This is a genomic window from Gardnerella sp. c11Ua_71 (assembly GCF_055818025.1).
In genome coordinates, this window is sequence record NZ_JARFVR010000008.1 from 22,663 (window position 1) to 35,202 (window position 12,540).

Genomic DNA, 12,540 nt, shown 5'->3' on the forward strand with positions numbered 1-12,540 from the left:
TTGTTAGTGAGAATCTTCTCGATAGGCGTATGTTTTTGCAAACGTTTTCAGTTATTGATAATGATTCTCATTAACAATAGGGTGGATGTGGGTTTTCGCAATCGTTTCATAATTTATTAAAAAATTTTTAAAATTTTCCCCGATTTTCGCCGAGGCTTACGCTAAGCTATCCTTCTTCTCTGTTCTTATGGTTTAAGACTGTTCACGCTCCCTTGATGAGAATAGTTTATTACAAGCCTTGAAAGCGTTTATAATAAATGGCTTCACTTGTTTCGCATGAAGATTATGTGATTCTAATCCAAACAACAATAGTCAATTGTTTTACAGTAGGGGTTATTAATAAAACCATTAGTATACGTGGAATACGATGAGTATTGATCGTATAGGTATGATGTTATTGCAAAAACGGGTTTTATGTGTCAATGATGTCGGAGACGCGTTCTATATAAGCACAAAACCTAATGTTTTCAGCACGTTGGAGCATTGGGGGCGTTGGGGTACATATTAGATTGCTGGGTTCTTTCTAGAAGACTCGGATTTTTCGGACGGATTCGGATGATTTTGGATGGTTTCGGACGGATTAATAGTTTAACCCTTAGATCATTGTTTGTTAGATTGTCCTAATTGATATTGTGCTACAGCTGGTTTTACAATCCTGTAGCGCATGACTGTTTGTATGACAATGTTATATACGGATATGCTAAATGCGTGAAGGCTTGTATATATGACCGGGGTTTTTTTCAACTTTTTTCGGACTTGTTTCCAGACCCCCCCTATTGTTTTTGAGTGCTTTTTTAGCCTCCGACACCATATCTGCAACGATACTACTACAACCACACTTGCTGCACGTGTAGGTTTTATCCCACGTGTGCGCCGAGGCTGGCGCATTACATTTCGGACATACCCCTATAGGGTGTTTGATTTCGTCGGGGGTAGTGAGCGTATCATAATCACGCTCGACGGCTTGCCATTCTCGCAAGTCGATTACTGCGGCTGGCAGCTGCGGAACACGTTTCACGTTCTCCCCTAGTATACGCAACGCTGGCATAAGCGGCAAGCTCGCGTAACGCGCATTAATCTGCCCTAAAACTACACAACATTGTGAGTGGATACGATCAATAAGCTTTAGCGCACGCGTATTCAATGGCATTGGTGGCACGCCACGTGACGGCGTATGCCCTAAATGCGTGAGCCTCACCTGCTTATAGGCGATTTGACGCACGATAGCAACCTGCGCTGGTAGTGCACGGATTATTTTCGCGTAAGTGTGGCGGCATTCACGGCATAGTTTGCGCTCGCTACTATCGTGCATTCTTTTCCTTCGCTATTTTTTCTTATCTTCGATTGGATTATTGTTTTCATCGAGTCTTAAGATACGTTGCCCAAGTTCACTATGTGGCTTGCAATGGAGCAAGTCATAGATCCAAGCAACAAATCCAAATATCACCATTGCGATGAATAGCATTATGGCGATTACCATTATTGCGCCCATTGTGAGTTGTTCCTTTCTCTTGGCGTAAGGAGGCTCTTATTATTATACGCTCTCAGCCATGCTATTGGTTGGGTTCTCCGAGGATTTTAGCCTATATGCTCTCCGCCTTTTTGCTTTCTTAATTATTTTTTTAAGTTCTTCAATAACGGTCGGCTCGTAACCGTCACATGATGACACTAAGTTCCAAAAGTTAGGCGCGCTCGCATACCTATTGTTTCTTAATCTTAATAATCTGCGTCTAACGGCATTTAGAGTACTACGGTTGTCTACTATTAGCTTGCATTCAATGCCGTTGTGGTATGCGTCGTTTGCGCATGCTAACGCTTTTTCTAGGTCTTCTACGCCGCCTTTTTTCCGCCAGCGAAAAACATATTGTATGACTTGCGCCCAGTCGCCCGAGTAATAGCGGCTAATGTCGAAACATTCAAAGTGTGTTTCGCCGTCATCGTACTTGTAATAGTCTGGTGTGCTCATAATATCCCCTATTTCGTGTGGTTTGGTTCTTCCAGTGGCATTCGCGGCGTGCAATACCCGTAGTCTTCTGTTAAGTATTTGCGGATCAGCTCATCGTAAGCATCTAAGTATTGGATTGCCGAGTCTGGCACGTGTGGCGATATTTCGCTATAGGCTTGACTCATGCGCTCGCGCACGCGCTCAATCGTCTTATCTTTCTGTGTGACGTTTACTGCCATTATTTCTCCAAAATGTTGATTGTCTTCCAACTACTGTCTAGCACGGTTCGCCATGCGCTTGTTGTGCGTATGCTTTCCATGATGCGTTCCCCCGAGTCTCGTAGTCGCCATGTGACTACTTGTGCGTGCGTGTTGGTTACGCCTTGCAGATAGTCGTGTACGATTTCGCCGTTGGTGCGTATTGCGATTACGCTTGCTCCGTCTAGGTCGCTGGGGTGCGTGTAGCCTAGCGCACGCAAGACGCGTGTTAAATCTAACGGTGGTTGCTGAATATTTTCTTTTTCCATTCTTCTGATACTGTCGTGTTTTTAATAATCGCTTTTATGTGCTGTTCTGTTAATCCTGTTTGCTTACATATGTAGCTGATTGGTATGTTGTCCGCATACCATTTGCGGATTAGATCTATTGCTTTTTTATTTACCATGGTTGTACCGCTTTTGGTTGTTTGCAGCCTGTTAGAGTGTTCATGTATTGGGCTAGGTTGTGGTGGGGTGGGATTTTTTTGATGTTGATTTTTTGGTCTGTGTAGATTTTGATTGATTTGTATCGTGGTGATAGGGAGAATCCGTATGAGATTATTGTGAGGTATGCTGTAGCAAAGTGTTTTCCTTTGATTATGGATCCTGTGTATTGGGTTTTTCTCATTTTGTATTCTCCTTGTTTTTGTGTGCTTCTTCGTGCCAGCGGTTGGCATCGTAAATCATGTTGGTGAGCATGTGTAGTGGCATTGTCACATATTGCTGCCCGACTGTTTGAAGAGTGCTTATGCCGACGCCACGCTTTTTGTGTATTACCGCGTAGTAGATGGCACGGTCGTTATACGCTTCGTTTTCTGCTTCACTTATGTATTCGGCTAATCGCATTCTTGCTTCGTTTTTGCATTCGAGTACCATGCGATGACCACAGAATGTTACGCCGCTAATATCGCCGCGGTCTGCTGTACCGTTCAAGGCGCGGCGTTCAATAGTGTCGTCGCATAGCATGTCTTGTAAGTATTCGACGATTGCGCTTTCAAATGCCGTGCCTTTCTGCTTCTGTCGGCTCACTTTTCGGCTACTTCCTCGGCTGCAATGCCGTTAAAAACGTCGGCACTTTTAGCAAATTTTTTTAACTGTTTGTATTCTTTTTCATACAAAAACATGCTAAAAGTGACTGCGCAACATGTTTCCCCTTCTATCTTTTCTTTGCCGACGGTAAGGTGATTAAGCTCGCTCGGTTTTAAGTAGCTTTTAATCATGGTTAATGCCTGTTCTGATTCTTGCGCATCGAGGATATAAAGGTCCTTTTTCATTTCGTATTCTCCTTTTTGTTGTTTGGTATGAATTTTGCTTCTACTAGGTATTCGCTCATGCATGGTGTGAGGCGTGCGTCGTAGTGTCCGCCTCGTGGCTTGCGGAATGCTACGAGTTTTCCGTGTCGGATTTTTGATGCTAGTGGCGCTGCGGTTGTGAGCGGCACTGTGGCGATTTGTGTCCAACTGTTCGGGTTTTTGCGGCATTGTTTTGCTAGTGTTACGTAGTTGTCGTGTGAGCGTTTGGTGCGGGGGCTTGCTACGGTTGTGTCTGGTATCAGTGGGGCTGTGTCTAATATCTTAAATGCGTTTGTGTCTACTGCCATGAGCGGTTCTGGCAGCTTGCCTGTGAAGAGTGCGATTATGCGCTGCTTGAGTGTGAGTTTCATTTTGTGTCTCCTAGAATTCTGGGTCGGGTTCGGCGTCTGGTGTTCCCCATTCGTCGGCTTGTGGTTGCGTGTTCCATGGGTCGGCTTGCGTGTTGGCTTGAGGTTGCGCGTATGGCGTGAATCCTTGTTGCGGCGCTTGCGTGGGTTGTGCGTTAGAGAGACTTCCGTGTTTTAGTGCGCGTCCGACTTCGTTGACGGTTAGCTCTAGGCTTGTGCGTTGCGCGCCTTGCTTATCTGTGTAGTCGCGTTGCTCTAGAGTGCCTTTTACTATTACGCTCATGCCTTTGTCGAGTTCGGCGGCGGCGTGTTCGGCTAAGCCGTTCCATGCTGTGCAGCGGACTTTGGTTGTTGTTGCGTCTACCCAGTTGCCTGTGGCTTGGTCTTTGACGCGGCGAGTGCTGTAGACTACGATGCGTGCTAACTTTGTGCCGCTTGGCGTGGTTTCTAGTTCTGGTTTGGCTGCGAGGTTGCCTGTGATTGTGGCTGATATCATTTTTGTTCTCCTTCTTGTGTTGATTCTTGTGTGCGGCTAGTGCTTTGCTCACGTATCCATTCGCGCGCCTGCTGCATTATTGTTTGCGGATTGCTGAGGATTGCTTCCGCATCAGTGTAGGTCATTGCTGCGGTTGGAGTTGGGAGGATTCGTTCTTGGATAAAGCATGTTGCCAGCATTCTGCTTAGGATTCCAGCGTCGTGTAAGAGTTTTAGAATTTTATCCTTTTGTTCTCTTGTTGCTAGGCGTGGTGTTGCTGGGTTTGATTGTGGTTCGTTGACCACTTCCGCTTCGATGATTTCGACGTTTTGCTTAGGCTCTACAGATTTTGTAGGTTCTACAGTTTCTTCTGTTCCTTCTACCGTTGCTTCAATATTATCAAAATCGCCAAGTTCCTCTTTGCAATAGTCAATGCCGCATAACGCCTCACTACAAGCGTCGCGAGCGCAATCTGTGATAGCTCGCTTTTTCAGCATTGTTGGCAGCTGCTTAATGTAATTGGGGTTTTTTAACAGCCCCATGCGTTGTGCCCATGCTCTATCGCGTTTTGATACAAACGGATATTCTGGGTCGTCGCGTCTAATGATTGTGCATATTGCGCATTCTTTGCCAGGGGTGTCGTCTACTTTAACTCGGAGCGTGTGCCCTGCTTTGCGTACTTGTGCTTCTACAAGAGCTGCGCTCATGGACGGTTTGCCGTTTATTACGTTTATTTCATACATGCTTTGTACGGGTGCAAGTCCAATGCTTTGACCTAGTGATATCGCAATGAGTATGTCTGCTGCTTTCTTGCGATAAGCTGGCGGCGTGATCATAGCTAGCGCGTATTTACCTGCTAAGTCTATTTGTTCGCCAATGGTTAGTTCACCACTCATCTTCTTCACTGCTTTCTTCGATTTGTGAGATTACATTGTTTGCTATTTCTTTAAGACTCATGCTGTTGTTGACAAAATCTGAGTTGAGTTTGACCGTAACACTGTCTTCGCGACCGCCAGTGAGTGTGACGCAATCTGGCACGTCTCCGTGATGCGCTTCTATTAGCGCGTCGATAAACTTTGTGTCGCACGCTTCAATGCGTGGCTTTATGGTGTCTTCCCATGCTGGTGCGCCGTTAGGGAGTAGCCACTCTTCTTCTTGAAGGCATCTTGCATAGGCTTCCTGGTCTTTTACTTTCCACTTTGATGCACAGCCTTTAGTGATGCTTATGTCGCCGACTTTTTGACCGTTTGCTGTTACGGTTTCTCTTGCGAGTGGAGAATCATTCCTTTTCTTCCATATTTTTTTAGCACATTTTAGAGCTTGTTCCCCTGTTTTTAGCAGCTTGGTTATGTTTATCATGCATTGTGCTATTTCTCGGTCATTGAGGTTGCTTAATTGGTCTTCAAGGTCTGTGATTTCTTTTTCACCACTCATCAGGTTCTCCTTTTTGTTTGCTAATTATTCCTGCGATAAGTTTTTCTACTTCACAGCGATAACGCCATGCATCGTCTATAGATTCAAGGAGCTGTTCGTGTTTGCTGTTGAATTCGTTATTGAGTTCTTGCCATGCATCGTTTGCGTCGCTATATTTTGAGTAAAGTTTTTCTGCATCTTTTTTAGCTTGTATGAGCGCGCTATCTTTGTTTTTTGCATTCAAGAGTTCGCGTTCAAGACGTACTTCTTCTTCTATTGCTTGCTTGTACTCTGCTAGCGCTTCTGCTAGTTTGTCTTCGTCCATTTTTCCCTCCTTAGTCGAGTAGTATGCCAAGTAGTTCGTTGTAGGCTTTCTGGTATTTTTGCGAGTAGTATTCAACTACGTCTACTTCGCGGATTATGTTTTGTCGCTGATGTTTTAACGCTTTGCGCATTTTCTGCGTCGCGTTGAGGATTCTTTTCTTATTTTTCATTCGGATCAATCCACACTTCTAGAGTTGAGGCTATTTGATGGGTTTTGCAAGTTTCTTGTATTTCTCGCAATGTTTCAGCACGCGCGTCTGTTTCGTCTGGTTTTAGGTTGATAAACTTGACGAATTTTTTAACGCGCTCCGCTTTCATGTAGTCGGCAAACATTCTGATTTTTTTGTTTAATGTTGCGTAAGCGAATTCTGAGTTGCATTGTAGAGGGTGGGGAATGGTTGATTCTAGTTCTTTGAATGCGTCTGTCATTTCGCTTAGTGTCCTGCCAGGCTTGTCGCATGTTTCAACGAATGCTTTTAACGCTTCTTCGGTTGTCATACTGTTGCTCACTTTTATCACCATTCCTGACTGTTGACACAAGCGGCAATTGCGTAAAGAATCACACTAATTAACGCAATGAAAGACGCGAATGCCATGTATATTCCACATGGGAATATCCACTTATCTAAAGCGTGAGCGAACGCGGTACTAATGCACACTACAGCGCAAAAAGTAGTAGGGGCAAGCACGAAAATTATGCGTGCTAAAACTTTGCCAAATGTTGCGTTTTCCATTTTTACCTCTCAGATTGTTGATGGGATTTGTTTCTTATTTTTCGTTTGGATCACTTTCACTGATGAAAAGTAGCATTTTCATTGTTTTGAAAGAGTCTTTTATTTCTTGTAGTGTTTCGGCACGTTTGACTGTTTCATCTGTTGGAATATTTACGAATTTGACAAAGAGCCTGCCTTGTTCTACAGCGTAAAAATTTATTAGCGTATCAATTTTTTCTATTTGCGAGGCGTTTTTGAGCGCGTAATCGCATGATAGTGGGTAGCGTATTGTTGCTTCTAATGTTTTGTACGCGTTTATCATTTCGTCGAGTGTCGCGGTTTCCCTATCGCATGTTTCGACGAATGTTTTTAATGCTTCGTCCGTGGTCATGCGATGCCTCGTATTGTTGTTGGGATTTGAATATTGTGTGCTTCGAGTAGGCGCTTCATGGCTAGGAGCGCGCCGCCTAGCGTGCTGATTGTGCGCTCGCATTCGTCTAACAGTTGGTCCGTTTCTTCTAGGTCGTAGCCTAGTCCAAACGCGCATGTGCTTAGTTCAGCTTCTCGTACTTGTTTTGGTGTGAGTAGCATGATGGTTCCTTTCATTTTTTTAAGGGGGTGCACGGTTAAGCGTGTGTTTAAGGGTTTGTTTTTTTAATTGGAGTGTCCCCATAACCGTGCCCTTTGTGCGCGTGCGAAGAGTCGAACTTCGCGCCTCTAGCTTTTTGCTTGAGTACATGACGAGTGAAACAATTTCAAGAGATTCCGTCTCAGATTTTTTGTTTCGCTAGAGTGCCGTTTTACGCGCTTGAGTTTTGTTAGTTTATTTTTTTGCCGAGTTGTTTAGTCCACCATGTTTCGGCGCTTTTTGCGTCTATGAGTAGTGTGCTGCCGCGTTTACTGTCGCTTGTGGCGGCTTTTAACTTGCCGCGCGCGATTAGCTGTTTTACCATTGGTATGCTTAGTGAGTACATGGCGGCAAATTCTTTCACACTGTAGGCTTTTTTTACTTGCTTGCTTGTGTAGATCCGTTCGATTCGGTCGAGTTGTTCGCTGATTCGGTCGAGTCGCTCATCGTAGTGTTTGATGATGTCTTGGTTTGTGTATTCTGTATCCATTCGATGCTTTCTCGTGTTGCTCTTTCTTGTTTGCTGGCTAGTGCGCCAATTATTGAAAAGATTATTAGTAGTAATCCTGCTGGTAGGCACAGGTAGGCTGGTGGTTGCGTGAAGGCTGTAACTACGAGGATTATGCCTGCTGCTGCCAGTATTGCGGATACTGCTAGGCAGAATGCGTATTGTTTTTTGCTCATTGGTTTTCTCCTATGTGTGGTTCTGCGCTTAGTGTGCCGAGGACTCCTAGTGTGGCTAGGAGGATTCCGAGAAAGTTGATTCCGTTAAAGTATGCGATATTGTGGATCGCTAGCCACATGCCTGTGGCGAAGGCTGTTAGGCTGAGGATTATTGTGAGGTATGGGTATTTTTTAGCGAACATCTCGTGGTTTCCTTTCTGCGCGTTCGAGTTCGTCTTCTAAGTGGATTTTTTGTTTGTATACGGTCATTACTGCCGCGTCTGCGGTTTGGTATGTTTCGGTTGCTTGTTTTAGTTTTTCTTTCACGGTTTTAAGGTTGGTTTTTGTTTCTTTTGTTACGTGTGCTGCGAGTTCTCTTTCGGCTTCTGCTTTGTCGAGTATGGCTTGGAGTCGGTTTGTGTCGGCACGGTTGCGGTTTTCTAGTGCTTGCGCGAGGTCGGCTTTTATGTGTGCGAGTTTTTGTTTTAGTTCTTTGATTTTGTCGTTCATTGTTATTCCATGTTTTTGAAGATTATTGTGACTATGTATACGAGAACGCCTGTGAAAGTTAGCGCGCTAACGAGTGCGGCTATTGCATCGATTAGGTGGTCAATGTTTTGTGGCGTCATTGTTGGCTTCTTCTTGTAAGGCTTCTTGTAGTTGGTTGTCTATTTCGTTGAAGGTTTCTAATTTTTCGCGGTAGTCTGCTGCGGCGTTGTTTTTAACAAATAATGCTTTATATTTTTCAATTAGTGCGGCATTGCGTTTTTCGCTTAGTTCTTTGATTTTGTCGCTGGTTTTGTCGCTCATTGTTATTCCTTTGCTATGTACATTGGGGGTATAAAATACTCAACTGGCTTATGCAATACAGCAGCTAATAGCGCTATATCTTTGAAACCAAGTGGAATCTCCCCCCTTCTCTTGCTTCTTAATGCGGTCTCAGACATTTTTGCTTTCTCAGAAATGTTTTTAATTCGCATTCCACTTTCTTGGATAGCCTGCTCTAATCTGGCAGCAATCCATTGAGTTGCTTTATTATCTTCATCTTCGTTTATGTTCATATAATCATAATAATGTCTTTTTAGACATAATGCAATGCAGCGGCGTGTCTATTTAGACATATTTATGTCTAAAACTGCTATACTTACAATATGAACAAATTAGAAGATAGAGCCGAGCTATTTGCTAAATCAGTCGGCAGCGAGATAAAAGCAATGCTAGTGGCTAAAAAAATAACACAACTAGAAATCTGCCGCGCATTAAATTGCCAACAAAGCAACCTGTCAAAATGGCTCAACGGAAAACCAAATATCCCTATTGAAGTTGCTTATAAAATCTGTGAGTATGCTGGCACCTCGCTAGCTGATATCGTGAGCATAGCAATAATGCGAGTAAAGATTCTCATTCCTAATGATGATATTGAAAATATTGCTGATGACATTGCAGCAAACGTGCAAAACTACACGCTAGCCACATATAAGTCACCGTATCGAGATGAAGAAAAACGAGGTGGTGAAGGACGATAACGCTAAATGACTTATACCAAGAGGCGGCAAAACAGAATATAACAATCCGCGAGCGCAATTTACCTGATGGGTATTATGGCATTTATTATCACCCTAAGCGCTTAATAGTGCTTGACGAAGGATTGTTAGAGTATCAGCAAAAGTGTGCATTATGTCATGAGCTTGTTCATGCGTACTACGGAGATGACGGCTGTTTTATATCAACTAAAGCTGAAATCAGAGCTAGGAAGGTTACGGCTTTAAGGCTGATTAGCCTAGAGGATTACAAAGCGTTAGAAAAGATTTATTCAAATATGGATTATCTTATTGCTTGCGAATTGGGGGTAACTCTTGAGATCCTTCAAGATTATAAACGCTATTATCTTGAGAATTTATTTTGCGAAAGCACTTGTTATAAACCTGTATAACTTGTATATATCATGTATATTATTGATTTAACTCAATACAACAATATTATTTAACACAATAACACTCATTGAGTTAAATCAATGACCAGAGTATTATTATAGATTGATAATTTAGTATAAAAAAATCCTCATGCTCACATCGGGAAAGATAGAAAGCATGAGGAAGAACCAAACAAGTTCCGCGACTATCTTACATTTAGCCGTGGAGGAAAGACGGCAACGATGGGATACTCGAACATTAAAAGGGTTTTTGCACTCGGCGAAACTGGTAAACTATCAAAATTACGCGGAGGAAAAGTAACTGTTAACCCATTCGCTTTTACAGTATTACTTTGCATGGCGGCAAACTGTTACGATTACCCAGCTACGGGAACGATAGCTAATAAATCTCTGGCTTGTAGGTATTATCAAAGAGGTTGGAGGCATATAGCAAAATCATTAGGCATGATTCAGCTGCCAAATGGAAATAAGAGATTCCAGCCAGATTTAGATGTTGCGAGTATAGTAAAATCTCGTGAAAACACTGCACAAAATCGAATTAGTCAAGCTTGGAAATTCTTGCAAGAGCAAGGTCTTATAAAATGTATAGAGCCAGCGTCATTGGGTAAAAATGCTGGCTATTTACTAACAATTGCAGATGATGAAGAGAATAGAAAAGTTGAGGATTGGGCAAGATACTGCCTTGGTATAACTGATACTCTAGGAGAACCCCAACAGCCTTCAAACACTACGCCTAAAGAAAAGCCGCAAGCGCCAGTAAGACACTTTATAGGCTTTAGGAATCAAACGTGATTCAATAGTAAGTGTAAACCTCTGTTTCTCTCTGAATAATTGAATAGGTCTCAAACCAGAAGCGCGTTAGTAGTTTTTATCCCATTTTCTACTAGCGCGCTTTACTTATAAGGCAAACAATGGGTATAATAAAAAAGCTTATACTATTTTTGCTCATAAAGCGCGCTAATACTTTTTGCTTAGTATTCTTATTAGCGCGCTTTACTTATATAAAAAAATAGGATACGGGTTTTAACACCGTATCCTAGAGTCTCCACTTACACATGGCAAGCGAGTTAACAAACGCCGCCGCAACGACGTAGGAAACTCCTTCTACAAACAGTAGACGAGCTACATTCAATATTACTCGCTAAACAATCGTCCGCCAAGCGCCTCAGCCTGCTCACGTCGTCGTTCGTCCGCCGCATGCTGGTATATCATAGCAATCTTCGGATCTGAATGCCCTGCTGCGTCCATGAGTTCTTTAACAGTCGCGCCGCTCTGTGCAAGCCACGTGAGGCACGTGTGACGTAAAGCGTGAAAGTTAAGACTCATGCGAACGCCGCTACGCTTCTTAGCGTTAGTGTAATACTTTCTAAGCATGGTAGTTCTAATAGGCTCATCATGCTTCAGTGTTGATGGGAAAAGCCAGTCCGAGTCGGTGAGATTAAACGTTTTAATATGCTCTCGAATCATTGGCACGAGTTCGGACGGTATAGGCTCTGTACGCGTTGAACGCTCCGTCTTTGGACTCGTAGTAGGCTCCAGCGCGTTAGGCGTCGTGGTGCGTGTTCTTTCAACTCTCAGCTTATGCGAGCGCAACTCGATGTCGCTAACTTTCAGCGCGCATACTTCACCAATACGCAATCCAACAAGCGCCGCAATATACACGCTAAGCGCATAGCGTTCTGGCATAGCCTCATAGATTAGTCTAATCTCGTTTTCTGTTCCTGGCTCAATCTCTCTCTTGCGCACTACGTTAGGCTCTGACTCTATCAGTGGATTTGTAGTTAGCAACGGCGGCGTGCCGTCTAATCCAGGTTTCATCGCTGAGTGAATCATCGCGCGTAATACTTTCATCGTGCAGCGTATCATGTCTGGTTGCGACGGATCTAAGCTTTCTCTAAAATCGTGCACGTCTTGAGCCGTGATTTCACTAATAGGCTTGTCGCCAAGAACAGGGCTAATGTGATTTCGATAATAGCCTTCATTATGGTATTTTGTGCTTGCTTTAAGTGGATTGCCTCTAAAGCGTCTTTGCTCAAGCCAGTCGGGAAAGTACGCGTCGAATGTGATAGTTTTTGACGCCTCGCGTCGTTTAACCTCTTGAGGCGGCACCCAGATACGCTCTTCTATCTCATACTCTGCTTTTCTAAGCCAGTCCTCCGCCGCACGCTGCTGCATGATAGGAAAACTCTTAGACTGCACTTTAGGCAATCCCTGCCACAAACTGAACGCATACATTGGTGTATGATACCGTGCCACTATCCTAGTCGGACTCTCCTTGTTCGGACGATAGCTCAACGTCCCAAAATCTTTTACCATTTTCACTCCTTGTACTCAAGCGCTGATATGCCGACGACACACAAACGACACACCAAACGACACACTTAGTATACCCAATTCGGGCGTGTTTAAGAGGGTAAAAAGATACTAGACACGCCGTAAGAATGGCGGAATATCAACGATAATCGTTGGAAAATCAAGGAAAACTCAAAACGGCTTTATTTCAATAAGTTCGTACCCCACAGGGGGCACT

At 43.6% G+C, this 12,540-nt stretch carries 21 protein-coding genes; 3 read left to right on the forward strand and 18 right to left on the reverse strand.

What is annotated here, in order from left to right; translation table 11 throughout:
- Positions 1-700 precede the first annotated feature (700 nt).
- From P0106_RS06895 to P0106_RS06975, 17 genes are all read right to left on the reverse strand, one after another.
- The gene (locus P0106_RS06895) at positions 701-1,312 is read right to left on the reverse strand and encodes a hypothetical protein (RefSeq protein WP_473730619.1); all 612 of its coding nucleotides are present in this window, start codon (positions 1,310-1,312) and stop codon (positions 701-703) included.
- A 222-nt stretch (positions 1,313-1,534) separates the two neighbouring features.
- The gene (locus P0106_RS06900; RefSeq protein WP_473730620.1) at positions 1,535-1,966 is read right to left on the reverse strand and encodes a hypothetical protein; all 432 of its coding nucleotides are present in this window, start codon (positions 1,964-1,966) and stop codon (positions 1,535-1,537) included.
- 8 nt (positions 1,967-1,974) lie between these two features.
- Positions 1,975-2,184 carry a hypothetical protein gene (locus tag P0106_RS06905; protein WP_415681966.1) on the reverse strand — a complete coding sequence of 70 codons (210 nt, stop codon included), beginning with the start codon at positions 2,182-2,184 and terminating at the stop codon, positions 1,975-1,977.
- A 641-nt stretch (positions 2,185-2,825) separates the two neighbouring features.
- The gene (locus tag P0106_RS06910; RefSeq protein WP_473730621.1) at positions 2,826-3,230 is read right to left on the reverse strand and encodes a hypothetical protein; all 405 of its coding nucleotides are present in this window, start codon (positions 3,228-3,230) and stop codon (positions 2,826-2,828) included.
- On the reverse strand, positions 3,227-3,475 hold the full coding sequence (locus P0106_RS06915) for a hypothetical protein (RefSeq protein ID WP_473730622.1): 249 nt from the start codon (positions 3,473-3,475) through the stop codon (positions 3,227-3,229). The genes P0106_RS06910 and P0106_RS06915 overlap by 4 nt, the downstream gene beginning before the upstream one ends.
- Positions 3,472-3,864, reverse strand: coding sequence for a hypothetical protein (locus P0106_RS06920; RefSeq protein ID WP_473730623.1), 393 nt, complete (start codon positions 3,862-3,864; stop codon positions 3,472-3,474). Before P0106_RS06920 ends, P0106_RS06915 begins: the two co-directional genes overlap by 4 nt.
- A gap of 10 nt (positions 3,865-3,874) precedes the next feature.
- On the reverse strand, positions 3,875-4,357 hold the full coding sequence (gene ssb, locus P0106_RS06925) for a single-stranded DNA-binding protein (protein WP_473730624.1): 483 nt from the start codon (positions 4,355-4,357) through the stop codon (positions 3,875-3,877).
- Entirely contained in the window at positions 4,354-5,241 is an 888-nt protein-coding gene (locus P0106_RS06930) for a hypothetical protein (protein WP_473730625.1), read from the reverse strand. The genes ssb and P0106_RS06930 overlap by 4 nt, the downstream gene beginning before the upstream one ends.
- On the reverse strand, positions 5,222-5,770 hold the full coding sequence (locus P0106_RS06935) for a hypothetical protein (protein WP_473730626.1): 549 nt from the start codon (positions 5,768-5,770) through the stop codon (positions 5,222-5,224). The genes P0106_RS06930 and P0106_RS06935 overlap by 20 nt, the downstream gene beginning before the upstream one ends.
- A complete protein-coding gene (locus tag P0106_RS06940) occupies positions 5,760-6,074 on the reverse strand; it encodes a hypothetical protein (protein ID WP_048730506.1) in 315 nt (104 codons plus the stop codon). Before P0106_RS06940 ends, P0106_RS06935 begins: the two co-directional genes overlap by 11 nt.
- A gap of 158 nt (positions 6,075-6,232) precedes the next feature.
- Positions 6,233-6,583 carry a hypothetical protein gene (locus tag P0106_RS06945; RefSeq protein ID WP_152668208.1) on the reverse strand — a complete coding sequence of 117 codons (351 nt, stop codon included), beginning with the start codon at positions 6,581-6,583 and terminating at the stop codon, positions 6,233-6,235.
- A gap of 258 nt (positions 6,584-6,841) precedes the next feature.
- Positions 6,842-7,177 (reverse strand): hypothetical protein, encoded by a 336-nt coding sequence (locus tag P0106_RS06950; RefSeq protein WP_473730627.1) that lies wholly within the window; start codon positions 7,175-7,177, stop codon positions 6,842-6,844.
- Complete coding sequence (locus P0106_RS06955) at positions 7,174-7,377, reverse strand: DivIVA domain-containing protein (RefSeq protein WP_152668209.1); 204 nt, start codon at positions 7,375-7,377, stop codon at positions 7,174-7,176. The genes P0106_RS06950 and P0106_RS06955 overlap by 4 nt, the downstream gene beginning before the upstream one ends.
- A 227-nt stretch (positions 7,378-7,604) precedes the next feature.
- A complete protein-coding gene (locus P0106_RS06960; RefSeq protein WP_473730628.1) occupies positions 7,605-7,904 on the reverse strand; it encodes a hypothetical protein in 300 nt (99 codons plus the stop codon).
- A 365-nt stretch (positions 7,905-8,269) separates the two neighbouring features.
- A complete protein-coding gene (locus tag P0106_RS06965) occupies positions 8,270-8,587 on the reverse strand; it encodes a hypothetical protein (RefSeq protein ID WP_473730629.1) in 318 nt (105 codons plus the stop codon).
- Between the two features lie 99 nt (positions 8,588-8,686).
- On the reverse strand, positions 8,687-8,887 hold the full coding sequence (locus P0106_RS06970; protein ID WP_473730630.1) for a hypothetical protein: 201 nt from the start codon (positions 8,885-8,887) through the stop codon (positions 8,687-8,689).
- Positions 8,888-8,889: 2 nt separating this feature from the next.
- Positions 8,890-9,138, reverse strand: a complete 249-nt coding sequence (locus P0106_RS06975; protein WP_048730526.1) for a helix-turn-helix transcriptional regulator — start codon at positions 9,136-9,138, stop codon at positions 8,890-8,892.
- Positions 9,139-9,228: 90 nt separating this feature from the next.
- Between P0106_RS06975 and P0106_RS06980 the strand changes: the two genes are divergently transcribed.
- The 3 genes from P0106_RS06980 to P0106_RS06990 all read left to right on the forward strand — a co-directional run bounded on the left by P0106_RS06980 (position 9,229) and on the right by P0106_RS06990 (position 10,802).
- The gene (locus P0106_RS06980; RefSeq protein WP_415681950.1) at positions 9,229-9,603 is read left to right on the forward strand and encodes a helix-turn-helix domain-containing protein; all 375 of its coding nucleotides are present in this window, start codon (positions 9,229-9,231) and stop codon (positions 9,601-9,603) included.
- A gap of 38 nt (positions 9,604-9,641) precedes the next feature.
- Positions 9,642-10,010 (forward strand): ImmA/IrrE family metallo-endopeptidase, encoded by a 369-nt coding sequence (locus tag P0106_RS06985; RefSeq protein ID WP_473730633.1) that lies wholly within the window; start codon positions 9,642-9,644, stop codon positions 10,008-10,010.
- 222 nt (positions 10,011-10,232) lie between these two features.
- Positions 10,233-10,802 carry a hypothetical protein gene (locus P0106_RS06990; protein ID WP_473730631.1) on the forward strand — a complete coding sequence of 190 codons (570 nt, stop codon included), beginning with the start codon at positions 10,233-10,235 and terminating at the stop codon, positions 10,800-10,802.
- A 342-nt stretch (positions 10,803-11,144) separates the two neighbouring features.
- On the opposite strand, the gene P0106_RS06995 is transcribed toward P0106_RS06990, so the two are convergent.
- Positions 11,145-12,326 (reverse strand): tyrosine-type recombinase/integrase, encoded by a 1,182-nt coding sequence (locus tag P0106_RS06995; RefSeq protein WP_473730632.1) that lies wholly within the window; start codon positions 12,324-12,326, stop codon positions 11,145-11,147.
- Positions 12,327-12,540: the final 214 nt, after the last annotated feature.